Origin of the sequence: Methylobacterium brachiatum (genome assembly GCF_020523825.1) — a bacterium.
Taxonomy (GTDB): Bacteria; Pseudomonadota; Alphaproteobacteria; order Rhizobiales; family Beijerinckiaceae; genus Methylobacterium; species Methylobacterium brachiatum.
This window is the reverse complement of record NZ_JAJALK010000012.1, coordinates 41,623-64,636: the sequence shown is the minus strand read 5'-3', so window position 1 is coordinate 64,636 and position 23,014 is coordinate 41,623. Positions and strand designations below refer to the sequence as shown.

The following is a 23,014-nucleotide window of genomic DNA, read 5'->3' as shown; positions in this document are numbered from 1 at the left end:
AAGACGTACATCTCCCGTCGCCATCGCGGATGCTAGGTCGTCGTCACTGCAGGACGGCAGTCAAACGGCAGCGCGAGAGGGCTCAGGACTGATGAGCGTGCGTCAGATTTGCGATCAGGTGCGGGTCACCGAACAGGCCTTCACGGCGGCGCTCGGCGCCATGAAGGCGGCGGGGCTGCGCGAGGAACTGACCCGGGAGCTTCAGGAGATGGAAGCCGCGGAGATCGAGGCCGGACAGAACGAGGCCTCGGCGCGCGCAGCCTCATGGAAGCGGGTGAAGATGCTCCACGGGCTCGGCTATCCGGTGGATTTCGGCTGGCTCCACCTCGCCGGCGCCGCGGCCGCGGTTCGATCCGCCTGACAGGCCGATCCCGAGCCTCGCGGTTGCGCGAGACCCGGGATCGCGACGGTTCTCAGGGGGCCAGGTCGTGGACCGGCGCCGGAACCGGCGTGTTGCTGCTGTTGAGCACGTTGCGGCTGGTCGGGACGGCCTTGAGCACCGCCTTGTCGATCTGCGGCGGGGCCGGCAGCTGCAGCTGCTCGCTGGTATAGGCCCATTCCTCGGCGACCCGATCCGGATCGTCGTTGAGCTTGGTGCCGTAGCTCGGGACGATCTGCTTGATCTTGGCCTGCCATTCGGGCGTCGCGACGTTCTTGGCGAACACCTTCTCGAGCACCTGCAGCATGATCGGCGCCGCCGTCGAGGCGCCGGGCGAGGCGCCGAGCAGGGCGGCGATGCTGCCGTCCTTGGCGTTGACGATCTCGGTGCCGAGCTTCAGCACGCCGCCCTTGTCCTTGTCGCGCTTGATGATCTGCACGCGCTGACCGGCCTGCCAGAGGCGCCACTCCTCCTTCTTGGCCTTCGGGAAGTACTCGCGCAGGGCCGCGATCCGGTCGTCGTCCGACAGCATGAGCTGGCCGGCCAAGTACTCGACCAGCGGGAACTCGTCGACGCCGACCCGGACCATCGGCCAGATGTTGCTGGTCGTGGTCGAGCTGAGGAGGTCGAGATACGAGCCCTCCTTGAGGAACTTGGTCGAGAAGGTCGCGAACGGGCCGAACAGGATCACGCGCTTGCCGCCGAGCACGCGGGTGTCGAGGTGCGGCACCGACATCGGCGGCGAGCCCACCGACGCCTTGCCGTAGGCCTTGGCGAGGTGCAGCGTCGCCACGTCCGGGTTCTCGTTGATCAGGAACGAGCCGCCGACCGGGAAGCCGGCATAGTCGTCGCCCTCCGGGATGCCCGACTTCTGCAGCAGGTGCAGGGCGCCGCCGCCGGCGCCGATGAACACGAACTTGGCGTCGACGCTGCGCCGCGACCCGTCCTTGGTGTTGCGGGAGGTGACGCGCCAGGAGCCGTCCGCGTTCTTGGTGATGCCCTCGACCTCGGTGGAGAGGTTCAGCTTGAAGGTTGGCTGACCCTGCAGATACGCGACGTACTGGCGGGTGACCTCACCCCACTCGACATCGGTGCCGAGCGGCGACCAGGTGGCGGCGACTTTCTGGTTCGGGTCGCGCCCCTCCATCATCAGGGGCACCCATTTCTTGAGCTGCTCCGGATCGGTGGAATATTCCATGCCGGCGAACAGCGGGCTGGCCTTCAGGGCCTCCCAGCGCTTCTTCAGGTAGGCGATGTTGTCGTCGCCCCAGACGAAGCTCATGTGCGGGGTGTAGTTGATGAAGGAATGGGGGTTCTTCAGGACGCCGGTCTTGACCAGCGAGGCCAGGAACTGGCGCGTGACCTGGAAGGCCTCGTTGATCTCCACCGCCTTGGCGATCTCGACCTGGCCGTTCTTCTTCTCGGGGGTGTAGTTCAGCTCCGCGAGGGCGGAATGGCCGGTGCCGGCGTTGTTCCAGCCGTTCGAGCTCTCCAGGGCGACCTGGTCCAGGCGCTCGACCATCTGGATCGACCAGGTCGGCTCCAGCTGATTGAGCCACACGCCGAGGGTGGCGCTCATGATGCCGCCGCCGATCAGCAGCACGTCGACCTTGCCGTCGGCGCCGTCGGCGAAAGCCAGGCTGCCGGGGAGCGCGGCCACGGCGAGCCCGGTCGCCGCCGTTCCGAGAAGCTGCCGCCGGCTGAAGGCGAGCGTGTCCTGCGGCGAGCGCTCGGACCGGGGCTTGTTCTTATCGTCGGCACGCATCGCCAAATCTCACGGTTGCGGACCGGGCAGGCGCGTCTGGCACTTCCCGGTACAGAAGGCGTCGGAGCGACGCGCCGGGAGCCCCGCGCGTCCAGCCTTCCAGAACGTTCCCCCGCAGATGGTGCGGCACGCGACGCGTGATCGATCGATCTTGTGCGATCGTTTTTTGTCTAGCGGCCGATCAGGCGCCCCGAGCACTGACAAAATCAGAGGCCGGAAGCTCTAGGCCGAATGGAAACGTCTTTTCTCAACCCGCGGCCGAGTTCGGAGCGGCCGCACCGAATAGAGAGCCAGGACCGGATACGGAGATCGCACGATGATCGGCGACCGCCGATGGTGGAAAGACGCCGGCCGATCTGGCGCGGCGGCTTGTTGCCCGCCTCTTAGAGGATGAGGTCTGAAAGGACAATCTGCGGTGTCGGACAATCACCCGGCCTATGCTCGGCCCGGACATGCGGGGCGTGCGCGCGTGGCATGCCGGTGCCCGCCCGCGCGGTCGCTAGCGGGCGCGCCGGAACCGGATGATGCTGCGCGACAGCCGGCCGGCATCCCAGTTGGGCATGATCCGCCAGGGCGTCATCACGTCCGCCTCGTCCCCGTGCAGCGTGATCGAACGGCGCTGCTCGGTGTTGACCCATTCCGGCGCCCAGGCGGTCTGGACATGGGTGATCCACTGGTCGCCCTCGATCCGGTACCGGCCGATATAGGCGACCAGGGTCTTCATCAGGGCTGCGCGGTCGGCATCGGTTTCCGCGGGCCGGCGGTCCGTGCCTTCGAGGTTGAACGCGACCCATCCGTCCTGGGTGAAGATCACCCGGCCCCGCGGGGCGCTGCCCATCGCGTCGATGAGCGCCCCGGTCTCCTTGTCCTCGACCTTGTAGGAGACGAGCTCCCAGGTCCCGACGATCTTCTCGGCGAGATCGCCCTCGTCCGTATGGGCCGGGGGCTGATTCTCGGCCCCGATGCCGGGGGACGCCGCCATGAGCAGGGCGGCCGCGAGCGTCGCGGAGAATTTCGTCATCCGGGGATTCTCCTTCCGGTCCGCCGGGGATCGGGAGCATGCCGCCGCAGGGGCATGCCATCCGCCCGACGCGGGCACCGTGGGAATACAGCGCGCAATCCTGCCGTAACAGGGCTCGGTCGCGCGAAGCTTGTATCGAAGGGGGTGATTGCGCCGTATCGGTCAACGGGGACCGGAGGGCGACTTCGACCGGCTCTCAAATCCGGTCATTCGTAAAGTCGGGGAGTACGTGTTGTGCGGATCAGCGCTTTAGGCGGCTGATGGTGCCCAGGAAAGGACTCGAACCTTCACCTCTTGCAAGACTGGTACCTGAAACCAGCGCGTCTACCAATTCCGCCACCTGGGCTCGCCGCCGGCCTTGGCCGGCGACGGCTTCGTTTATTCGGACCGACGGTGTCCGTCAATCGCGATTTCAGCCTTTATGGCCTCAACCGCGCGGCCAGTCCCGGATGTCGACGAACCGGCCGGCCACCGCCGCCGCCGCCGCCATGGCCGGCGAGACCAGGTGCGTGCGTCCGCGATGGCCCTGGCGGCCCTCGAAGTTCCGGTTCGACGTCGAGGCGCAGCGCTCCAGCGGGTTGAGCCGGTCGGCGTTCATCCCCAGGCACATGGAGCAGCCCGGCTCGCGCCAGTCGAAGCCTGCCGCCTTCAGCACCCGGTCGATGCCCTCGGCCTCGGCCTGCGCCTTCACCAGGCCGGAGCCCGGGACCACCATGGCCGAGACGCTCTCGTGCACCTTGCGACCCTCGACCATCTGGGCGACGACCCGCAGATCCTCGATCCGGCCGTTGGTGCAGGAGCCGATGAACACCCGGTCCAGGGTGATGTCGGTGATCGGCGTGCCCGGGGTCAGGCCCATATAGGCCAGCGCCTTCTCCTTCGATTGCCGCTTGTTCTCGTCGGCGATCGCCGCCGGATCCGGCACGCGGCCGCGCACCGAGATCACGTCCTCCGGGCTCGTGCCCCAGCTGACGATCGGCGGCAGGCTGGCGGCGTCGAGCCGGACCTCGCGGTCGAAGAACGCGCCCTCGTCGGTGAGCAGGCTCTCCCAGTAGGCGCGCGCCTTGTCGAAGGCCGCGCCCTTGGGGGCCTTCGGGCGGTCCTTCACGTAGGCGTAGGTGGTGGCGTCCGGCGCGACCAGGCCGGCGCGGGCGCCGCCCTCGATCGACATGTTGCAGATCGTCATCCGACCCTCCATCGAGAGGGCGCGGATCGCCTCGCCGGCATATTCGATCACGTGGCCGGTGCCGCCGGCGGTGCCGATCTCGCCGATGATCGCCAGGATGATGTCCTTGGCGCCCACGCCGGGCGGCAGCGCGCCGTCCACCGTGACGCGCATGTTCTTGGCCTTCTTCTGCACCAAAGTCTGCGTGGCGAGCACGTGCTCGACCTCGGATGTGCCGATGCCGTGGGCCAGCGCCCCGAAGGCGCCGTGCGTCGAGGTGTGCGAGTCGCCGCACACGATGGTCTGACCGGGCAGCGTGAAGCCCTGCTCCGGACCGATGATGTGGACGATGCCCTGGCGCCGGTCGAGGGCGTCGTAGAACTCGATGCCGAAATCGCGCACGTTCTCGGCCAGCGCCTCGAGCTGGGTCCGGCTCTCGGGATCGTCGATGCCCTTCGAGCGGTCGGTGGTCTGGACGTTGTGGTCCACCACCGCCAGCGTCTTCTCAGGATGGCGCACCTTGCGGCCGGCCACGCGCAGACCCTCGAACGCCTGCGGGCTCGTCACTTCGTGAACGAGGTGCCGGTCGATGTACAGGAGGCTGGTGCCATCCGGCTGGACATCGACGACGTGGTCGTCCCAAATCTTGTCGTAGAGGGTGCGCGGGCTGGTCATCGGTTTTCGTCTTCGGATGGGATCGCTGCAAAACTCTCGCGATAATGCGGGTTCCTTAGTAGGCATCGCGCGCGGTTTTCGGAAGGGGCGAGTCTCGTCCCTGTCAAATGGCCGCTCGGCGTTTCGCCCGCGGATGTCACCGCCGGAGGCCGCGGGCGGGTGGCGCCGCACCGGGCGCAGGCCCTATGCCGGATCAAACCCGTGCCGGCCGCAGAGGCGGCCGGGCGAACGAGGGAGTGTGAGATGCCCGAAGCGCCGCCCGAGATCCTGCTCCTGAAGACAATGCATCCGCTGGTCGAGACCGCCTTCGAGGGGCGGTTCACCGTGCACCGGCTCGCGGGCGCCGCGGACCCGGAGGCGATGCTCGCCGAGATCGGACCGCGGATCCGGGGGCTCTGCGTCGGCGGCCAGGTCGACGCCGCCCTGATGGACAAGCTGCCGAAGCTCGAGCTGATCGCCAATTTCGGCGTGGGCTACGACGCGGTCGACGCGGTCGAGGCGCATCGGCGCGGCATCGTGGTCACCAACACGCCGGACGTGCTCACCGACGAGGTCGCCGACCTCGCCGTCGGGCTGGTTCTGGCGACGATCCGGCGCCTCCCGCAGGCCGACCGCTACCTGCGTGAAGGCCATTGGCCGAAGGCGCCGTTCCCGCTCACCGCCTCGTTGCGCGGGCGGCGGGTCGGCATCCTGGGGCTCGGCCGGATCGGGAAGGCGATCGCCCATCGGCTCGAGAGCTTCGGCGTCGCGATCGATTATCACGGCCGCAGCCGCAAGGCGGACGTGGCCTACACCTACCATGACAGCCTGATCGGGATGGCGCGGGCGGTCCATATCCTGATCGTGGTCGCGCCCGGCGGCGACGACACCCGCGGCCTGGTGGACGCATCCATCCTGGAGGCTCTGGGACCCGAGGGGATCCTGATCAACGTCGCCCGGGGCAGCCTGGTCGACGAGACCGCTCTGATCGCGGCGCTGAAAGCCGGCACGATCCTGGGGGCCGGGCTCGACGTGTTCGAGAACGAGCCGCACGTGCCGGCGGACCTCGCGGCCCTCGACAATACCGTGCTGCTGCCGCATGTCGGCTCTGCCTCCGAGCATACCCGCACGGCGATGGCCCAACTCGTCGTCGACAATGTCGTGTCGTGGTTCGAGGGGCGTGGCCCGCTGACCCCCGTTTCCGAGACACCCTGGAGCCCACCCGCGTGAGACCCGCACAGGCCGCGCTGCTCGCCGCTTTGGCCTTGATCCCGTGGCCGGCGGCGGCGCAGGAAGATCCCGCGGCCTCTCCGGCGGCGCCCGAGCCGAGCCTGCTGAATCCGGGGACGCTGGCCGCGCCTCCGATCGCGACACCCGCGGCGCCCCCTGCCCCGCCGAGCCTCCCCGAACGGCTCAGCGAAGTGCCCGGGACCTGGGACCTGTCGCGCGACGGCACCAACCGCCGCTGCGTGATGAACCTGCGGAGCGAGAACGGCGATGCCGGCCAGAAGCTCAGCTTCCCGGCCGGGTGCCGGCGCGCCCTGCCGATCGTGAACGGGATCGCCGGCTGGCTGTTCAGCGACCGGGGCGTGCGCCTGGTGGACCGGAACGTCCGCCCGATCCTCGAATTCGTCCGGCGCCCCGACCAGCGCAGCCTGGTCGCCAAGCTCGAGGGCGGCGAGACCTACAGCCTGGTGCCGCTCGATATCGCGGCGATGCGTCCGGCCGCCTCGGCGGCGCCCTACATTGCCGGTGTCGAGACCGCACCCGCGCCGTCGCCGCTCCGGACGGCGCCGGCGGTGCCGGCCGAGCTGCAGCGGACCACGGCCGCGACCGCCCCGGCAGGACCGGGGCCCGCTCCGGGCGTCTACGCCCTCGACCGTTTTCAGGAGCGGGACACCTGCCGGATCACCCTCGACGGGGCCGGCGGTGGCGTCCACGTCGTCCCGGGCTGCCATGACGGCGGCCTGGAGGTGTTCGATCCGGTGCGCTGGCGCTACGCCAATGGCCGCATGACGCTGACCGCCAAGCGTGGCCACACCATCGACCTCGTGCCGAGCGGCGACGGACGCTGGCGCCGCGAGCCCGAGGTCGGCACCACCTTCGTGCTGCGCCAGGTCGACTGAGCTATCGGGATCCGCGCCCGTCCTGGACCGGCAGCATCCGCTCCAGCAGGCCGTCGCGCCGGATCACGAGGTGCCAGACCGTGCCGGCGATGTGCAGGAGCACGAGCGCGTAGACGAACCATTGCCCGACGAGGTGGATCGACTCGGCGATCTTTTGCGGGCCCTCGTCCTTGGTCAGGCCCGGGATGGTGAACAGCCAGAAATACGGCGTGTCCCGCCCCGACAGCGCGCTCAGCAGGTAGCCGCTGACCGGCATGATCAGGAAGATCGCGTAGAGCAGCCAATGGTTGACGCGGCCGATCAAGGTCAGCAGCCGCGGCGCCTGGGGATCCGGCGGCGCCGGCCGGACCATGCGCCAGACGATCCGCAGGACCACGATCGCCAGGATCGTCAGCCCGACCGACTTGTGGAGCACGAAGATGTTGCCCTTCAGGGGCGCCGGCGGCAGGCTCACCGCCACCCAGGCCAGCGGCAGCACCGCCAGCGCCAGGGCGGCCGTCACCCAGTGCAGCGCCTGCGAGACCGGGTGATAGCGCGGCAGGCCCGAGGCCGTGACGTAGGTGGCGGGCAGCGGCGCCGGCCTGCCGGTCTTGACGGTTGAACCTGGCATGATCCCTCGCGGATGGGCGTCGTCCACCGCGCAGCTAAACAGATGGCCATCGGCGGACCAATGCCGGGCCCGATCAAGTTTTAGAATGATCCCAGATTATTCTCGCGAAACCGGACCACGCGGGCTGAGGGAGCGGGCGCTTGATGCGTCAGGCGGCCGCGCCGGCCCCGATCACCCGGGACACGTCGAGCAAAGCGGCCAGCTCCACCGCCGCCGTGGCGAGCCGCGCCGCCACGAGCACGTCGGTGATGCGGCCGTCGGCCATGTCGTCGGGGCCGGCATAGACCGAGGTCGGCGCCATGTGGGCCGCGAAGAAGCCGAAGAGCGGCCGCAGGCTGTGCTCGACCACCAGGGCGTGGCGCAGGCCGCCGCCCGTGGCGGTGAGCACCACCGGCATGCCCGCCATCTTAGCCGGATCGACGAAGTCGAACACGTGCTTGAACAGCCCGGCATAGCCGCCCTGATAGACCGGCGTCCCGACGATCAGGGCGTCCGCCCCCTCGATCGCCGCGACCAGATGCGCCGCCGGCAAGGGCAGATCCTCCCGCAGCGCCACGCCGAGGCCCGGTCCCGCATCGATCAGATCGTAGACCGTGAGGTCGATCCGGCGCAGGCGGCCGAGCTCGGCGCCGACCGCCGCGACGAGGTCGCGGGTTCGCGAAGGTCGCTTGGCGCTCCCGGAGAAGGCGACGACACGGGGCAGGCTCGGCTTGACGCTCACGACTCGACGCTCACCAAGAGCGCTCGCCGATAGAGATACCGGTTCGGCATCGGCGAGCGCGTTGAAACAAAGGCTTTGTGCCGTGCCAGATCGCGACGCGATCGGGCCCGGCGCGGGAATGGTCTGTCAGCCGCCGTAAGGCACGCCGGACGGCGCATCGTCGCGACGCGCGCCCGTCGATCGCGGTCCAGCCGCAAGGTAGCGCATTCCGGCCGCGGATGAAGCCTCGATGCCGTAGCCGGAGCGATTGGACGCGTCATGGCCGGACCACCGTCTCAACCGTGCAACCGCCAGACGTGGCTCTGCTTGATCTCGGCATCTTCCAGGGCGCGCGAGACCGGCACCGCGTAGGTCGCCAGGCATTCGAGTCGCGCGCGCGGCAGATAGGTCCGCCCCGGATCGCCGATCAGCACCGTGCGCCCGCGCGCCTGCAGATCGGTCAGCCAAGCCGTCACCGCCCCGGCGAGGTCGCGCTCGTAGAAGACGTCGGCGGCGAGAACGAGGTCGGCCTCCGGCACCGTGCCGAGAAGGTCGCTCGAGACCGGCCGGATCTGGGCGGCGACGCCGTTGGCTGCGGCGTTGATGCCGATCGCCGCAACGGCGAACGGGTCGAGGTCGCTGGCGACGACGCTCTGGGCGCCCGCCCGGGCGGCCGCGATCGCCACGAGGCCCGACCCCGAGGCGAAATCCACCACCCGGCGCCCGTTCGCCACCTCGACATTGTCGAGGATGTAGCGGGCCAGCGCCTGCCCGCCCGCCCAGGCAAAGGCCCAGAACGGCGGCGGCAGCCCGATCTCCTGCAACTCCTCCTCGGTCTTCTGCCAGAGCTCGGTCGCCTCGTCGGCGACGTGGAGCTGGATCTCCGGGGCGTAGGGAACCGGCAGCAGCCTCGTATGGGCCTGAATGAAGCCGAGCGGATCGTCCGGGGCGCGCATGATCAGGCGTCCAGCAGCGCGCGCCACACGGCGCAGACCTGATCGGTCACGGCGGATTCGGTGAAGCCGCCCGTCGCGATCCGGGTCCGGGCCGCGGCGCCGAGGCCCGCGACCAGGGCCGGATCGCCGCTCAGGCGAACGAGCGCGTCGGCCAGGGCCGGGGCGTCGCCGGGGGGCACGAGCAGGCCCTCGATCCCGTCGCGCACGAGGCTGCGGCAGCCCGGGACATCGGTGGTGACGAGCGCCCGTCCGCAGGCGGCGGCTTCGAGCAGGCTGCGCGGAAGCCCCTCCCCGCCCCGGGACGGCAGGCAGGCGACGTGCTGGTTCGCCCAGACCGCCGCGACGTCCGCGCTCGGGCCGTGCCAGGCGACGCCGTCGCGGCTCCAATCGCGCAGGGTCGCCGCGTCGATGGAGCGGCGGTTCGACGGGTCGGGCGCCCCGAACAGGGCGAGCTCCACGGCCGCGCCCCGGCCCCGGGCCAGGCGGGTCGCCTCGACCGCCACGTCGATGCCCTTCGACCAAAGCATGCGCGCGACCACGGCGACCTTCAGTGGCGGCATCGGCGGCAGCGGCTGCGGCGCGAAGGCGTCGCCATCGACCCCTGCCCCGCCGATCACCGTGACGGAATGCTCGGACGGATCGAGGCCCAGCGCCAGCGCATCGTCCGGGTTCTCGAACAGGAAGCGGGTGCGCCCGGAGGCCAGCGGCCCGCGGATCAGCGCCCGGAGCCCGAGCCGGGCCGCGCGTCCGATCCGATCGGTGCGGGCGCCGACCAACCCGAGGCCGGTCAGCGCGTAGACCCGCGCCGGGATGCCGGCCATGGCGGCGGCGGTCCCGCCCACCAGGATGCTCCGCAGGGCGATGCAATGGACGATGTCGGCGTTCAACGCCTTCAGGATCCCGGCGAGCTGCCCGGCCGCGTAGCCGGCCGCCATCGGGTTGAGGCTCGCCCGCTCCGCTTCCAGCGGAACCACGCGCGCGCCGGTGGCCTCGATGACGGCGCGATGCGCCCGCACCCGGGTGACCACCGTGACCGCGAGCCCCATGGCGATCGCGGCCCGGGCCATCGGCAGGAAATGCGAGGCGAAGAACCAATCCTCGGTGACGACGAAGACGAGGTTCCGCATCGGGATCGGAGCGGTTTCGCGGGCGGGTTCGGCATCCATCCGCCCCCTCTAGCACGTCGCCGCGGATCGGCCTGCGGCGGATGCGCAGATCCGGAACGGTGGTCGGGCGCCGCCGGTTGATCTGCGCCTTCTCGCCGGGCGGTACCCCGGCGGCGTATCCGGGAGGGGCGGCGATGGCGGAAGTCGAGACGGACCAGAACGGTGGAAGCCTGCGCGCTGCGGCCGAGGAGGCCGGTCTCGTCTATGTGGACGACCGCCGGCCGGGCCTGACGCGCAAGCGCAGCGGCACAGGCTTCCGTTACCTCGACACGAAGGGGGCGCCGGTGCGCGACAAGCGGATCCTCGCTCGGATCCGCGCCCTCGCGATCCCGCCGGCCTATACCGATGTCTGGATCTGCGCGCGCAGCAGCGGCCATATCCAGGCGACCGGCCGGGACGCCAAGGGCCGCAAGCAGTACCGCTATCACCCCGATTTCCGGCAGGCCCGCGAGGCCAACAAGTTCTCGCGCATCATGGCTTTCGCCGATGCCCTGCCGGGGATCCGCCAGCGCGTCGATGCCGACATGAGGCGTCCGGGCCTGTGCCGCGAGAAGGTCCTGGCCACTGTGGTCCACCTGCTCGAGACCACGCTGATCCGGGTCGGCAACGACGATTACGCCCGCACCAACAAGAGCTACGGCCTGACGACGCTGCGCGATCCTCATGTCCGGATCGCGGGCGCCGAGCTGTCGTTCCGGTTCAAGGGCAAGAGCGGGAAGACCTGGGACGTGTCGCTCAAGGACCGGCGCGTCGCCCGGATCGTCAAGGCCTGCCAGGACCTGCCCGGCCAGGAGCTGTTCCAGTATATCGACGCCGACGGCGTCCAGCGTGACGTCACTTCGTCCGACGTGAACGCGTATCTGCGCGAGATCACCGGCGAGGATTTCACCGCCAAGGATTTCCGGACCTGGGCCGGGACGGTCCTGGCTGCGCTGGCGCTGCGCGAGTTCGAGAGCTTCGACAGCGAGGCGGGGGCCAAGCGCAATGTCCGCGCGGCGATCGAGAGCGTCGCGGGGCGCCTCGGCAACACGCCGACGATCTGCCGCAAATGCTACATCCACCCCCAGATCCTCGACTGCTACCTGGAGGGGGACCTCCTCCTGCAGGTCAAGGATGCCGTCGAGACCGAGCTGAGCCAGGATCTCGGCAAGCTCCGCTCAGAAGAGGCGGCAGTGCTCGGGTTGCTCCAGGCACGGCTGGCCGCATCGCAGGATGAGGCGCTTGCCGGCAAGCGGGTCAAGCCCGCCTCGACTTCGGCCCGCAAACGCAGCAAGCCGGGCGGGACGGCGTCCCGGGCCAAAGCGGCCGCCAAGACCGCGATCAAGTCCGCTTCGAGCGGGAAGACGCGATCGTCCGGGGCTGCGCGGACCCGCGCCGGGGCGCAGGCCGGCGTCGCGTGAGCGGGGCAGCCCCACCGGGGCTGCCCGCTGGCCCGATCAATGCCGGGACTGGTTGCTGCTGCCGGACCCGCCGCCGCGCCGGTTCTGCTCGCTGTCGACCACTGGAGCCAGGCCGAGCTGGCGCGCCAGCGAGACCAGATCCTTCAGCCGCCCGGTCTGCGTCTTGCGGCGCAGGTTGAGCCGGTGGGTCTCGACTGTCCGGACGCTGAGCGCCAGGCGCCGGGCCACCTCCTTGTTGCTGAAGCCTGAGCTAAGGAAGCGCAGCACCTCCGCCTCGCGCGGCGTGAGCCCGAGGCTGTCGCCCGGCTCCGCCGGCAGGGCGGCTTGCTGGTCCGGCGGCACGAGGCAATCGGATCCCTCGGCCAGGGCGAGCAGGGCCGCACACAGCTCCCGCGGCGACTTCGACCGCGCCACGAAGGCATCGGCGCCGGCCGCCAGCAGGGCCCGGAGGTCGTCGGCGGTCAGCGCCCCGAAAGCCACGAGCGTGCGCAGGTTCGGCTGCCGCTCCTTCAGGCCGACGAGGCGCGCGATCCCGTCCGCCAGCCGGATCTCGTCGAGGAAGATCAACGCGACCGTGGAGCCGGCATCGGCCCGGCCCAAGTCTTCCTCGCCGATCGTATGGAACTCCGGCATATGCTCCAGAGTGGCGCGAACAGTCGCGCTCAGGTCCTGCGGTTCATCCAGGATCAGGACGCCAACGGCCGTACTCATGACCTCGCACCTTTCGTCTCCCGCCGATACAAAGGGGCCGGGATCGGATGCGTAGTTCCAAGATCCATTCCACGAGTTTGGGGCGAATATTAAGCTTTATATTCGCGTAATCGGTCGATTCCTGTCTTCGACCCGCGAATTGGTGTGCCAATATGGGTCGCGGCCTGGCCCCGTCCCGCTTCTGGCCGTGCCAGACCGGAGCGGCTTGGCTGTCTCAGCTTGCGACGGCCAAGCCTGCATCGCCCTGGTACGGCACGACGCGGTTGCGGCCGCCGCTCTTGGCGGCATAGAGCGCGATATCGGCCCGCTTGATCAGGGCGTGGACGTCGTCGCCTTCGATCCAGGTGCTGACGCCGAAGCTGCAGGTCAGGCCGATTGCATGCTTGCTGCCGCGGATACGCAGGGCCTGGACGCGTTCCCGCAGGCGTTCGGCCCGGTCGGTCGCCTCGGCGAGGCTGCAGCCCGGCAGGACGATGCCGAATTCCTCGCCGCCGAGGCGTCCGCCGATGCCCTCCCCGGCGATCAGCTCGGCCACGGCCTTGATCGCGACATCGCCGACATCGTGGCCGTGCTCGTCGTTGATCCGCTTGAAATGGTCGATGTCGGCCAGGATCGCCGAGATCCGGCCCGGGCGCGCGTCCTGCTCCGCGGCGATGCGCGCCCGGTCGAAGAACGCGCGGCGGTTATAGGACCCGGTCAGCGGATCGGTCTCGGCCAGCCGGATCAGCTCCTCCTGCAGGGTGATCAGGCGCTCGGCCGCGCGCAGCCGGGCGTTCAGCTCCTCGGCGCTGGGCGGCTTCTCGATGAAGTCGTCGGCGCCGCTGTCGAGGGCCTCGGCGAGGCTGCGGACGTTGCGCGCGGACGACATGGTGATGACGTGCAGCGGCCGGCGTTCTTCCGCCAGAAGTCGCGCGGACCAGCAGAGTTCGAGGCCGCAGAGGGGGCGGACCTCGACGCTGGTGATCAGGACGCGGACGGAGGGCGTCGCGGAGAGGTACTGCAGTGCCTGCGCCGAATCCGTGAACGCGTGCACCGCATGACCGCGCGGCTCGATCAGGGAGGCGATGATCTGCAGGACGACACGGCTCGAATCGACGACAACGATCTGCATGGCATGGTCCGGCCCGGGTCTCGGGTGTCTACCGGACAAGACTTAACTTCGACCCAACACCGGAGCCGAATTCCAGCATGAGCGCGGTCATCACCACGCCCGACTTGCGCTATATCGTCGTCCGCGGTCGCCTGTGGCGGCGCGCCAATCCCGACCTGCCGGCAGAGCGGCGCGAGGCCCTGGTCGGCCGGCTGATGGATGCGCGCCGGGCCGTGAAGGCGGCCAAGGCCGCCGAGCGTGCGGGCGAGCCCGACGCCGCCGCCGCGATGAAGGCCGCCCGGGCGGAGGTCGACGCGGCCAAGATCGGCTTGGGCGAGCGCGGCCCGGTCTGGTGGCGCGACGGCGCCCCCGATCTCAACCGGCACCTCGTCCGGAACACGCCCTACGCCGCCTGGTTCGCCGCGCTCAGCGACGGGGAACCTGAACCGTGATGATTTGGGCGCCGGCCGTGCGGCCGCTCTCGATCGTCCGTTCGGCCCGGCGCTCGCGCGTGGACCGGGGTGCGGGGTTCGTCGCGTTGATGACCGTGATCGTCGGCATTTGCGCGGGCGGGGCCGCGATGCCGGTCACGGTCGGGACCCCGTAGGTCCCGTAGCTCCAGGGTGACGGCACGATCTCGGTCGGCCGCGGCACCCGGGTCAGCGGAGCGCCGATATAGGTGCCGCGCACGAACGGGCCGGCAAAGTCGCCCGCCCCGGCCGGGCCGTAGGGATAGACGCTCTGCGCGCAGGCCGGTCCCGCGAAGAGGAAGCCTGCGAGGGTGACGGCTTTCCGGTTTCTCATGCGGCCGGCTCCGATACTCGGGGGAACACGTCAGGAACGATCCTGGGGAACCCACACGATCACCGGCCGTTCCGACCGGCCAGCCGCGCAGAATGCGTATGGTTGGCGACGCGCTATCTCAACGGCAGGTCGTGATCCGGCGGACCACCCAGCCCTCGCCCTCGATCCACAGGCGCCGACGCGCCCGGCTGCAGCTGGACTCGTCGTCGCGCTCGACGGCGGCGACCGGGTGAACCTGCGACGGGGCGGCCTCGGCCACCTTGGTCTCGTTCGGGGCCGGCGCGGCCTGGGCGGTCGCCAGGCCAACCAGAAGCAGGAGGGCGCTGGCCGCGCCCAATGCGGTCGATCGGATCATCATGGTGGAACAGCGCCCTGCGGCCGAGTTTAAGGATTCCTCAACGGAATGCGCGGCGCAGCATTTCGGTTTCATCCGGTGCGATGGTTCTTGGCGCCCGGCCCACGGCGATGGGCGTGACGGTGTGCTGCGGCACGCACCGCGCGACGCGCTTAGACTTCGCCGGCTGCGCGTATTAGGAGAAGCGGCCGGACGCGACGGCTCCCGTAGACCCTCGATCAGCGGTCAGGCGGGCCGGTCCACGAGCGAAGGTCCATGAGCAAGCCGAAGCCCCCGACCAACGTGCTGCTGACGCCGGAGAAGCGCGCCGAGGACGTGGACCAGACGATCCGGCCGCTGAGCCTGGCCGAGTTCATCGGGCAGAAGGCGGCGCGCGCCAACATGCAGATCTTCATCGAGGCGGCCAAGATGACCGGCCAGGCCCTCGATCACGTCCTGTTCGTCGGGCCGCCCGGCCTCGGCAAGACCACGCTGGCCCAGATCGTGGCGCGGGAACTCGGGGTCAACTTCCGCTCGACCTCGGGCCCGGTCATCGCCAAGGCCGGTGACCTCGCCGCGCAGCTGACCAATCTCGAGGAGCGCGACGTGCTCTTCATCGACGAGATCCACCGCCTCAACCCGGCGGTCGAGGAAATCCTCTACCCGGCCATGGAGGATTATCAGCTCGACCTCATCATCGGCGAAGGCCCGGCGGCCCGCTCGGTGAAGATCGAGCTGCCGAAATTCACGCTGGTCGGGGCCACCACCCGGGCGGGGCTGCTGACGACGCCGCTACGCGACCGGTTCGGCATCCCGATCCGCCTCGAATTCTACGAGATCGACGAGCTCGAGAAGATCGTGGCCCGCGGCGCCCGGGTGCTCGGGCTCGGCATGTCGCCGGAAGGCGCCAACGAGATCGCCCGGCGGGCCCGCGGCACGCCGCGCATCGCCGGCCGGCTGCTGCGGCGGGTGCGCGACTTCGCCGTGGTGGCCGAGGCCGAGACGGTGACGCGCGCCATCGCCGACCGGGCGCTGAAGTTGCTCGACGTGGATTCGGTCGGCCTCGACGTGATGGATCGCAAGTACCTGACGCTGATCGCGACCTCGTTCGGCGGCGGGCCGGTGGGCATCGAGACGATCGGCGCCGCCCTGTCCGAGCCGCGCGACGCGATCGAGGACATCATCGAGCCCTACTTGATCCAGCGCGGCTTCGTGCAGCGCACGCCCCGTGGCCGGGTGCTCACCCGACACGCCTTCCGGCACATGGGCTTCGCCGAGCCGAAGCGGGAACAGAACCTGCTCTTCGATGACGGCGACGCCGTCTGACCTGCTTTTCGTCAATATCCATGCGGTCGGAACGGGGCTGGTTCACGCCCGCCTCATAGGAAACCGCATCGATATCGGGTTTCAGGCCCGCTGCCGGGCCCGGCTGCTCAGCCGGCAAAGGCTTGTCCGGTCACGGTTTTCGCACCGGACGCGCTGAGGCTATTGCCCAGCTTTTACGTAGTCGCGCCCCGGGATCCGATCACGCAAAAGCGATCCCGCCTGCGGAACAGTGGGGAAACGCGACAGTTGTGCTCGCGACCGCGCCCAGTCCGCGTGGCGCTGGCAAGATTGCGGGACTGTGGCCGCGGCCACGGAATCTCGAGAGATCTTTGAGCCATCAATAAGAACACCAAGGACCACCTTCCGATATGAAGACACTCACGCTCGCCGTCCTCGGCCTTTCCGCTGCTGCGCTCACGACGCCGGCTTTCGCGCAGGACGCGCTCCCGATCCGCATCCAGCCCTTCGCCAATCAGCAGGATGTCGGCGCCGCCGCGACCGAAACCCCGGCCTTCCGCGCCGAGGCGCTGCGTTCGGACGCCACCAGCATCGAGGCGAGCCGCATCGCCCTCCAGCGTTCGCGCAACCCGCGGGTCCGCAACTACGCCAACCGCGTCCTGGTCGAGCGTAAGGCCACCACCGACGCGCTGCTGCCGCCGAACACCTCCCTGTCGCGCAACGGCACGGTGGTCTCGGACAACCAGGGGATCAAGACGGATCTGAGCAACCCGGTCGGCTTCGTGCTGGCCCCGGTGACCATCGCGGCCAATCTCGGCACCAGCATCGTCGGCGGCGCGCTCGGCGCGGTCGGCATCGTCGACAACAGCCCGACCGAGCCGGGTCGTCGCGTGGCGCTGGGCGAGCGCGGTCAGGCCCGTCTGGCCCGGCTGCAGTCGGCCCCGAACGGCCGGTCCTTCGATCGCGCCTATATCGACCAGCAGGCCCGGTCCGACGCCCAGACCCTCGCGCTCTACGACGCCTATGCCAAGTCGGGCGACAGCGCCCAGGGCCGCCGCTTCGCAAGCGAGGCCCTGCCCTACATCGCCGACGAGCACGCCCATTCGGCGAGCCTGGCCGCCCGCATCGGCGGCTGATCCGACCGCACAGACCTGACCATGCGAGGGCCGCCCTAGGGCGGCCCTCGTCATGTCGGCCCCCCGGCCGGGCGGCAAGCCGCCGCGACTGTTCCGACGACGGGGTTTCCCCGCCTCCGCGCCATGCCGTAGACGACGCCGATGAGCGAAGCGAACCCTGCCGGTACGGAGCCTCACCGCCTGGCGGTGCGGGTCTATTACGAGGACACCGATTTCTCGGGCTTCGTCTACCACGCGAGCTATCTGCGCTTCCTGGAGCGGGGCCGGACCGAATTGCTGCGCGGCTTGGCGGGGGACCAGTCCGAGCTGCACCGGGAGGCAAGCGGCCTCGTCTTCGTGGTCCGCCGGATGACGCTGGACTTCATCCGGCCCGCCCGCATGGACGACCAGCTCACCATCGTGACCCGCACGCAGCAGCTGCGCGGTGCCTCGATGCAGCTCGCCCAGGAGGTCCGCCGGGGCGATGAGCTCCTGGTCGCCGCCGAGGTCACGGTCGCCTGCGTGCGGGACGGCCGTGCCATTCGCCTGCCGGAGGTCCTGCGCCGACTCCTGACGCCCGGCGAAACCTAGGCGACCCGCGTCGGGTCGGTGTCACGCAGGAGCTTGGCGAAGGCGTTCACGATGGTCATCGCGTCGTACTCGACCGAGACCAGCTGGAAGCCCATGGCGACCATCTCCCGGGCCCGCAGGGGCGACGGCGAGAAGGCGCAGGGCAGCTTGCCGGCCGCCCGGGTCTTGCGCACGATCTCGCCGAGGGCCGCCGTGACCGCCGCGCCGGCCGGGTCGATGGTTGTGCCCTTGGACAGGGCGATCGACAGGTCGGCGGGGCCGACCAGGATGCCGTCGATGCCCGGCAGGGCCAGGATCGCCCCCAGCGCGTCGATCGCCTCCGCGGTCTCGCACATGGCGATGGTCAGCGCCCGGGCGTTGGCGCCCGCGAGGAACTCGGTCGCATCGCTCTGACCCGACATCCACATGGCGCGGTCCGGCCCCCAGCTCCGCTGACCGACCGGCGGGTACTTGGTGGCGGCGGCCAGCGCCTGCGCGTCGGCCACGCTGTTGATCATCGGCGCGACGATGCCCGAGGCGCCGGCATCCAGCATCCGCGATGCCATGGCGAAGTCGCCCACCGGGATGCGGACCAGGCTCGGCTTGCCGGCGAGCGCCACCTCGGTGATCGCCGCGCAGCACGAATGGTAATCGTGCGCGCCGTGCTGCTGGTCGAGGAGCACGGCGTCGAAGCCCGACCGCGCGAGGGCGCCGGCAATGGCCGGGTCGGCGATACAGGACCAGCCGAGGAATCGGGCGGGCTCGGCGGGCAGCAGGCCGTGGAGGCTCGGGACGGGCAGGGTCATGGCGCTTCCTGTACTGAGACTCGCGGTGCGCGCGGCACTCTGACCCCGGGAGAATAAGGGCGTCGGTTTCGCAAGGTCCAGCCTTGTTGCGCCCCCCGGCCGATACTTCCGAATGCCTTGGGATCGCCCGGATCGAAACCGATCCTTAACCCTGTCGCGGCCTTAACGAAGACCGCGCGATGCCGTGAGTCCCGGCGCGAAGACGGCCCTTACTTTCGACAGATTCGCGGGCGATAGCATTGATATCGCTCACGGATCCGGCGGACGCGGGCCTCGCCCGGCGCATCGCGATCCGGAGCAGGAGATCTCGACGGATGAACCCAGCCGACGCGATGCAGGCCGCGCCTGTCGCCGACATGACGTTGCTCGGGCTGTTCCTGCAAGCCCATTTCGTCGTGAAGATCGTGATGATCGGGCTGCTCAGCGCCTCGATCTGGTGCTGGTCGATCATCGTCGACAAGACGCTGCTGTTCCGCCGTACCAAGGCCGAGATGGACGCGTTCGAGGATGCGTTCTGGTCCGGCCGCTCCCTCGAGGAGCTGTTCCGCTCGTTCAACGACCGCCCGGCCACGGGGCTCGCCGCGGTGTTCGTGGCCGCCATGCGCGAGTGGAAGCGCTCGTTCGAGGGCTCGGGCCGTCAGGTCCAGTCCCTGTCGCAGCGCATCGAGAAGCAGCTCGACGTCACCATCCAGCGGGAGGTCGAGCGGCTCGAATCGCGCCTGCTGTTCCTCGCCTCGATCGGCTCGGCCGGCCCGTATATCGGCCTGTTCGGCACGGTCTGGGGCATCATGACCGCCTTCACCTCGATCGCGGCCTCCAAGAACACCTCGCTCGCAGTCGTGGCCCCCGGCATCGCCGAGGCCCTGTTCGCCACCGCGATCGGCCTGTTCGCCGCGATTCCCGCGGTGCTCGCCTACAACAAGCTCCAGGCCGAGGTCTCGAAGTCGCAATCGCGGCTGGAGGGTTTCGCCGACGAGTTCTCCGCGATCCTCTCCCGCCAGATCGACGAGCGCCTCTCGCTCGCCGCCTGACCGGGCCGATCCAGGAGATTGATCCATGAGCATGGCGGCGGGAGCATCCCACGGCGGCAAGCGGCGGCGGCGCAGAGGCCGGCGCGGCGGGCCGATCAACGAGATCAACATGACGCCGTTCATCGACGTCGTGCTGGTGCTGCTGATCATCTTCATGGTCGCGGCGCCGATGATGACGGTGGGCGTGCCCCTCGACCTGCCGCAATCCAAGGCGTCGCCGCTCAATTCCGACGTGAAGCCGGTGACGCTCTCGATCCGGCAGACCGGCCAGGTTTTCCTCGGCGAGGACGAGCTGACCGACGACACAATCATCCCGAAGCTGCTCGAGACGGCCAAGACCGGCACCGAGGAGCGCGTGTTCGTACGCGGCGACAAGCGGGTCGATTACGGCCGCGTCGCCCAGGTGATGGCGATCGTGACCGGCGGCGGCTTCAAGAAGGTCGCCCTCGTGACCGAGCCTGAGCATCAGTAGGGTCTGAACCGTGGAGTTCCACTTCGACCGCAAGGAACCGGGTGTCTGGATCTCCGCCGGCACCCACGTGGCGCTGCTGGCCTTCGCGCTGTTCAGCGTGGCGGCTCCGGCCCTGCCCGAGGCGCAGGAGGGCGTGCCGGTCGAGGTGATCACCGAGAACCAGTTCTCCGAGATCACCAAGGGCGAGCGCCAGGCCGACAAGCCGATGCCCAACGCCCAGCCGCGGGCCGATCGCCAGGCCGAGAAGGTCGAGGATCGCGAGCCCGAGAACGCCAAGACCGACGCGCCGACCGCCCCGACCCGCACGGCCGAGATGAAGCTCGCCAACGCGGAGGAGATGCCCCTGCGCGCCGAGCCGGATCCGCAGGAGGTGGCCAAAGCCGCCAAGGCCGCCCAGGAGAAGCGCGAGGCCGAGAAGGCCGCCGCCAAGGCCGCGGAGAAAGCAGCCGAGAAAGCCGCGGCCGACAAGGCTGCCGCCGCCGAGAAGGCCGCGGCCGCCAAGGCCGAGGCGAAGGCGGCCGCGAAGGCCGAAGCCGAGAAGCGCGAGCAGCTCGACAAGCTGATCGAGCGGCAGGAGGCCGAAGCTGCGGCCGCCGCCGCGAAGGCCGCCGCCGCGAAAGCCGAGGCTAAGGCCAAGGCGGATGCCGCCAAGGCCGAGGCCGCTCGGGAAGCCGCCAGGAAGGCCGCCGAAGCCAAGGCCGAGGCGGAAGCCGAGCGGCAGAAGGAGATGGCCGAGGCCAAGGCCGCGCAGGAGAAGGCGGAAGCCGCCGCCAAGGCCGAGGCCGCCGCCAAGGCGAAGGCCAAGGCGATGGCGGACGCGAAGGCCAAGGCCGACGGCGAGGCCAAGGCACGCAAGCAGGCCGAGCTCGCCAACAAGTTCAACGCGGGCGACATCCGCTCGATGCTGGCGTCGAAGGTGCCGTCGCAATCCACCGGCGCGACCGGCCACACGGTGCAGAAGGTGGCGGCCCTCGGCGCCGCGACCGGCACCGCGCAGCGCCTGTCGCCGTCCCTGCGCGACGCCCTGGTCGGGTTGCTGCAGCAGCAGATCGAGCGCTGCTACTCCGCGCCCCCCGGCGCCGCCCAGGGGGTGGTCCTGCCGGTGCTCGACATCCGCCTGAACCCGAACGGCTCGCTCAGCACCGAGCCGCGGATCATGCGGGGCGGTTCGAGCGCCGTGGACCAGTCGATCGCGCAAGCCGCGCTCCGGGCGGTGCGCCGCTGCGCGCCGTATAACATTCCGGCCACCTACGCGCCGTATTACAACGACTGGAAGGCCATCAACGCGGAGTTCGAATTCACGGCGACCTGAGGTCGCCGTCCGCGCAGCCTGCCGTCATCCCCCTCCCCCGTCTGATCGTCACTCGGATCCGACCCATGCAGAACCTTCCCTCCGCCGGGCCTCTTCCGGCGCCCCTCGCCGCGCGCCTGGTCGCGCTGCTGGCGTTCCTCGCGGTCGCCCTCGGCTTCGCGGCCCCGGCCCAGGCGCAGCTGCAGCTGCGCATCGGCGGCGGCAGCTTCCAGCCGATGCCGATCGCGATCGCGGATTTCGGCGGCGATCCGAGCCTCGGCGGCCTCGTCTCCGGCGTGGTCACCAACAACCTGCGCCGGTCGGGCTACTTCACGCCCCTCGACCATGCGCGCTTCCCCGAGCAGCCGAACTTCGACGCCGCGCCGAATTTCGAGAAGTGGCGCGCCACCGGCGTCCAGGGCCTCGTGACGGGCCGCGTTTCCCGCGACCCGTCGGGTAAGCTGAAGGTCGAGTTCCGCCTCTGGGACGTGACCTCCGGCCAGCAGATGACCGGCCAGCAATACGGCACCGACACCGCCAATGCCCGGCGCACCGGCCATCTGATCTCGGACGCGGTCTACACCAAGATCACCGGCCTCGGCCCGTGGTTCGACAGCCGCATCGCCTTCGTGGACGAGAGCGGCCCCAAGGAGAACCGCCGCAAGCGCCTGATGGTGATGGATCAGGACGGCGCCAATGTCCGGGCGATCACCAGCGGCGAGACCTCGATCGTCGCCCCGCGCTACTCGCCGGCCACGCAGGATATCGCCTTCATGTCCCAGGCCACCGGGCACCAGCCCCGCGTCCAGGTGATCAACCTCGAGACCGGCGCCCGCCAGGCGCTGGGCAACGTCGATTCGATGAGCGCCAGCCCGCGCTTCTCGCCGGACGGCCGCCGCCTGGTGATGAGCGTGCAGCAGGGCGGCAACGCCGACATCGTGACGATGGACATCGCCACGAAGGCCCAGCACTCGGTGACCAACGGCATGGCGATCGACACTTCGCCGACCTACGCGCCGGACGGTTCGCAGATCGCGTTCGAATCGGATCGCGGCGGCTCGCAGCAGGTCTACGTGATGGGTGCGGACGGCTCGAACCCGCACCGGATCACCTTCGGCGCCGGCTCGGCCTCACAGCCGGCCTGGTCCCCGCGCGGCGACCTGATCGCCTATACCCGCCAGCGCAACGGCGGCTTCGCCATCTGCGTGTCGAAGCCCGACGGCACCGGCGAGCGCGTCCTCACCGAGGGCTACCACAACGAGGGCCCGACCTTCGCGCCGAACGGGCAGTACGTGCTGTTCTTCCGCGATCCGGGCGGCCAGGGCGGCGGCAAGCTGTTCATGGTCGACATCACCGGCAAGGTGGAGCAGCCGATCCCGACCCCCTCCTACGCCTCCGACCCGACCTGGTCGCCGCTGCTCGCGGGCCGCTGAGTCTTCTGGGATCTTGGAGCCCGGCTACCAGTCGGGCTCCAATCGTCGAAGGGCAGTGTTCGGAGAGAGACGTTCTCTCCATGCGGCAAAGCTATCGTTTAAGTCACTGATGGTACCGGCCTTATCCGTGC

The 23,014-nt window shown here is 69.8% G+C and carries 24 protein-coding genes and 1 tRNA gene; 12 read left to right on the top strand and 13 right to left on the bottom strand.

The window, feature by feature from the left end:
• The first annotated feature begins 91 nt into the window (after positions 1 to 91).
• A complete protein-coding gene (locus tag LGR69_RS22950) occupies positions 92 to 361 on the top strand; it encodes a hypothetical protein (protein WP_007566890.1) in 270 nt (89 codons plus the stop codon).
• 52 nt (positions 362 to 413) lie between these two features.
• Here the strand turns inward: LGR69_RS22950 and mqo are convergent, their stop codons facing one another.
• From mqo to leuC, 4 genes are all read right to left on the bottom strand, one after another.
• The gene (gene mqo / locus LGR69_RS22945; protein WP_230367445.1) at positions 414 to 2,144 is read right to left on the bottom strand and encodes a malate dehydrogenase (quinone); all 1,731 of its coding nucleotides are present in this window, start codon (positions 2,142 to 2,144) and stop codon (positions 414 to 416) included.
• A 499-nt stretch (positions 2,145 to 2,643) separates the two neighbouring features.
• Positions 2,644 to 3,165, bottom strand: a complete 522-nt coding sequence (locus LGR69_RS22940) for a lipocalin-like domain-containing protein (protein ID WP_091862627.1) — start codon at positions 3,163 to 3,165, stop codon at positions 2,644 to 2,646.
• 261 nt (positions 3,166 to 3,426) lie between these two features.
• Positions 3,427 to 3,511 (bottom strand) — tRNA-Leu (locus LGR69_RS22935).
• 81 nt (positions 3,512 to 3,592) lie between these two features.
• Positions 3,593 to 5,005 carry a 3-isopropylmalate dehydratase large subunit gene (leuC, locus tag LGR69_RS22930; protein WP_007566885.1) on the bottom strand — a complete coding sequence of 471 codons (1,413 nt, stop codon included), beginning with the start codon at positions 5,003 to 5,005 and terminating at the stop codon, positions 3,593 to 3,595.
• 243 nt (positions 5,006 to 5,248) lie between these two features.
• Here leuC and LGR69_RS22925 point away from each other — a divergent pair, with 243 nt between their 5' ends.
• Both LGR69_RS22925 and LGR69_RS22920 read left to right on the top strand, forming a co-directional pair.
• Entirely contained in the window at positions 5,249 to 6,214 is a 966-nt protein-coding gene (locus LGR69_RS22925) for a 2-hydroxyacid dehydrogenase (protein WP_230367444.1), read from the top strand.
• Positions 6,211 to 7,110 carry an AprI/Inh family metalloprotease inhibitor gene (locus tag LGR69_RS22920; RefSeq protein WP_230367443.1) on the top strand — a complete coding sequence of 300 codons (900 nt, stop codon included), beginning with the start codon at positions 6,211 to 6,213 and terminating at the stop codon, positions 7,108 to 7,110. Before LGR69_RS22925 ends, LGR69_RS22920 begins: the two co-directional genes overlap by 4 nt.
• A 1-nt stretch (position 7,111) precedes the next feature.
• Here LGR69_RS22920 and LGR69_RS22915 read toward each other — a convergent pair whose 3' ends face one another.
• The 4 genes from LGR69_RS22915 to LGR69_RS22900 form a co-directional block, all read right to left on the bottom strand.
• Positions 7,112 to 7,720, bottom strand: a complete 609-nt coding sequence (locus tag LGR69_RS22915) for a cytochrome b (protein ID WP_091862682.1) — start codon at positions 7,718 to 7,720, stop codon at positions 7,112 to 7,114.
• Positions 7,721 to 7,868: 148 nt separating this feature from the next.
• Positions 7,869 to 8,441, bottom strand: coding sequence for an NAD(P)H-dependent oxidoreductase (locus LGR69_RS22910; protein ID WP_230367442.1), 573 nt, complete (start codon positions 8,439 to 8,441; stop codon positions 7,869 to 7,871).
• A gap of 275 nt (positions 8,442 to 8,716) precedes the next feature.
• Positions 8,717 to 9,376 carry a class I SAM-dependent methyltransferase gene (locus LGR69_RS22905; RefSeq protein WP_230367441.1) on the bottom strand — a complete coding sequence of 220 codons (660 nt, stop codon included), beginning with the start codon at positions 9,374 to 9,376 and terminating at the stop codon, positions 8,717 to 8,719.
• A gap of 2 nt (positions 9,377 to 9,378) precedes the next feature.
• A complete protein-coding gene (locus LGR69_RS22900; RefSeq protein WP_230367440.1) occupies positions 9,379 to 10,542 on the bottom strand; it encodes a glycosyltransferase family 4 protein in 1,164 nt (387 codons plus the stop codon).
• Between the two features lie 134 nt (positions 10,543 to 10,676).
• On the opposite strand from LGR69_RS22900, the gene LGR69_RS22895 reads away from it, so the two are divergent.
• Entirely contained in the window at positions 10,677 to 11,942 is a 1,266-nt protein-coding gene (locus tag LGR69_RS22895; protein ID WP_230367439.1) for a DNA topoisomerase IB, read from the top strand.
• 36 nt (positions 11,943 to 11,978) lie between these two features.
• Here the strand turns inward: LGR69_RS22895 and LGR69_RS22890 are convergent, their stop codons facing one another.
• Together LGR69_RS22890 and LGR69_RS22885 are read right to left on the bottom strand one after the other, a co-directional pair.
• Positions 11,979 to 12,653, bottom strand: coding sequence for a LuxR C-terminal-related transcriptional regulator (locus tag LGR69_RS22890; protein ID WP_230367438.1), 675 nt, complete (start codon positions 12,651 to 12,653; stop codon positions 11,979 to 11,981).
• A gap of 214 nt (positions 12,654 to 12,867) precedes the next feature.
• Positions 12,868 to 13,764: a GGDEF domain-containing protein gene (locus tag LGR69_RS22885; protein WP_091862610.1), complete on the bottom strand. Its 897-nt coding sequence runs from the start codon at positions 13,762 to 13,764 to the stop codon at positions 12,868 to 12,870.
• A gap of 77 nt (positions 13,765 to 13,841) precedes the next feature.
• Here LGR69_RS22885 and LGR69_RS22880 point away from each other — a divergent pair, with 77 nt between their 5' ends.
• Entirely contained in the window at positions 13,842 to 14,195 is a 354-nt protein-coding gene (locus LGR69_RS22880) for a hypothetical protein (RefSeq protein WP_007566866.1), read from the top strand.
• On the opposite strand, the gene LGR69_RS22875 is transcribed toward LGR69_RS22880, so the two are convergent.
• The gene (locus LGR69_RS22875; protein WP_230367437.1) at positions 14,170 to 14,547 is read right to left on the bottom strand and encodes a hypothetical protein; all 378 of its coding nucleotides are present in this window, start codon (positions 14,545 to 14,547) and stop codon (positions 14,170 to 14,172) included. The two genes, LGR69_RS22880 and LGR69_RS22875, sit on opposite strands and share 26 nt — an antisense overlap.
• 118 nt (positions 14,548 to 14,665) lie before the next feature.
• Positions 14,666 to 14,905 carry a hypothetical protein gene (locus LGR69_RS22870; RefSeq protein WP_230367436.1) on the bottom strand — a complete coding sequence of 80 codons (240 nt, stop codon included), beginning with the start codon at positions 14,903 to 14,905 and terminating at the stop codon, positions 14,666 to 14,668.
• Between the two features lie 252 nt (positions 14,906 to 15,157).
• On the opposite strand from LGR69_RS22870, the gene ruvB reads away from it, so the two are divergent.
• The 3 genes from ruvB to ybgC all read left to right on the top strand — a co-directional run bounded on the left by ruvB (position 15,158) and on the right by ybgC (position 17,871).
• The gene (gene ruvB, locus LGR69_RS22865; RefSeq protein ID WP_007566861.1) at positions 15,158 to 16,207 is read left to right on the top strand and encodes a Holliday junction branch migration DNA helicase RuvB; all 1,050 of its coding nucleotides are present in this window, start codon (positions 15,158 to 15,160) and stop codon (positions 16,205 to 16,207) included.
• A gap of 368 nt (positions 16,208 to 16,575) precedes the next feature.
• The gene (locus LGR69_RS22860; protein ID WP_007566860.1) at positions 16,576 to 17,301 is read left to right on the top strand and encodes a DUF4142 domain-containing protein; all 726 of its coding nucleotides are present in this window, start codon (positions 16,576 to 16,578) and stop codon (positions 17,299 to 17,301) included.
• Positions 17,302 to 17,442: 141 nt separating this feature from the next.
• Positions 17,443 to 17,871, top strand: a complete 429-nt coding sequence (ybgC, locus tag LGR69_RS22855) for a tol-pal system-associated acyl-CoA thioesterase (RefSeq protein WP_230367435.1) — start codon at positions 17,443 to 17,445, stop codon at positions 17,869 to 17,871.
• Here the strand turns inward: ybgC and LGR69_RS22850 are convergent.
• Positions 17,868 to 18,656: an HpcH/HpaI aldolase family protein gene (locus tag LGR69_RS22850; protein WP_091862592.1), complete on the bottom strand. Its 789-nt coding sequence runs from the start codon at positions 18,654 to 18,656 to the stop codon at positions 17,868 to 17,870. The two genes, ybgC and LGR69_RS22850, sit on opposite strands and share 4 nt — an antisense overlap.
• Before the next feature lie 314 nt (positions 18,657 to 18,970).
• Between LGR69_RS22850 and tolQ the strand changes: the two genes are divergently transcribed.
• The 4 genes from tolQ (at position 18,971) to tolB (ending at position 22,883) form a co-directional block, all read left to right on the top strand.
• Positions 18,971 to 19,687, top strand: a complete 717-nt coding sequence (gene tolQ / locus LGR69_RS22845) for a protein TolQ (RefSeq protein ID WP_007566854.1) — start codon at positions 18,971 to 18,973, stop codon at positions 19,685 to 19,687.
• 25 nt (positions 19,688 to 19,712) lie between these two features.
• Positions 19,713 to 20,159, top strand: coding sequence for an ExbD/TolR family protein (locus LGR69_RS22840; RefSeq protein WP_007566852.1), 447 nt, complete (start codon positions 19,713 to 19,715; stop codon positions 20,157 to 20,159).
• Positions 20,160 to 20,169: 10 nt separating this feature from the next.
• Positions 20,170 to 21,471: a cell envelope integrity protein TolA gene (tolA, locus tag LGR69_RS22835; protein WP_007566850.1), complete on the top strand. Its 1,302-nt coding sequence runs from the start codon at positions 20,170 to 20,172 to the stop codon at positions 21,469 to 21,471.
• A 65-nt stretch (positions 21,472 to 21,536) separates the two neighbouring features.
• Positions 21,537 to 22,883, top strand: a complete 1,347-nt coding sequence (gene tolB / locus LGR69_RS22830) for a Tol-Pal system beta propeller repeat protein TolB (protein ID WP_007566848.1) — start codon at positions 21,537 to 21,539, stop codon at positions 22,881 to 22,883.
• Positions 22,884 to 23,014 lie beyond the last annotated feature (131 nt).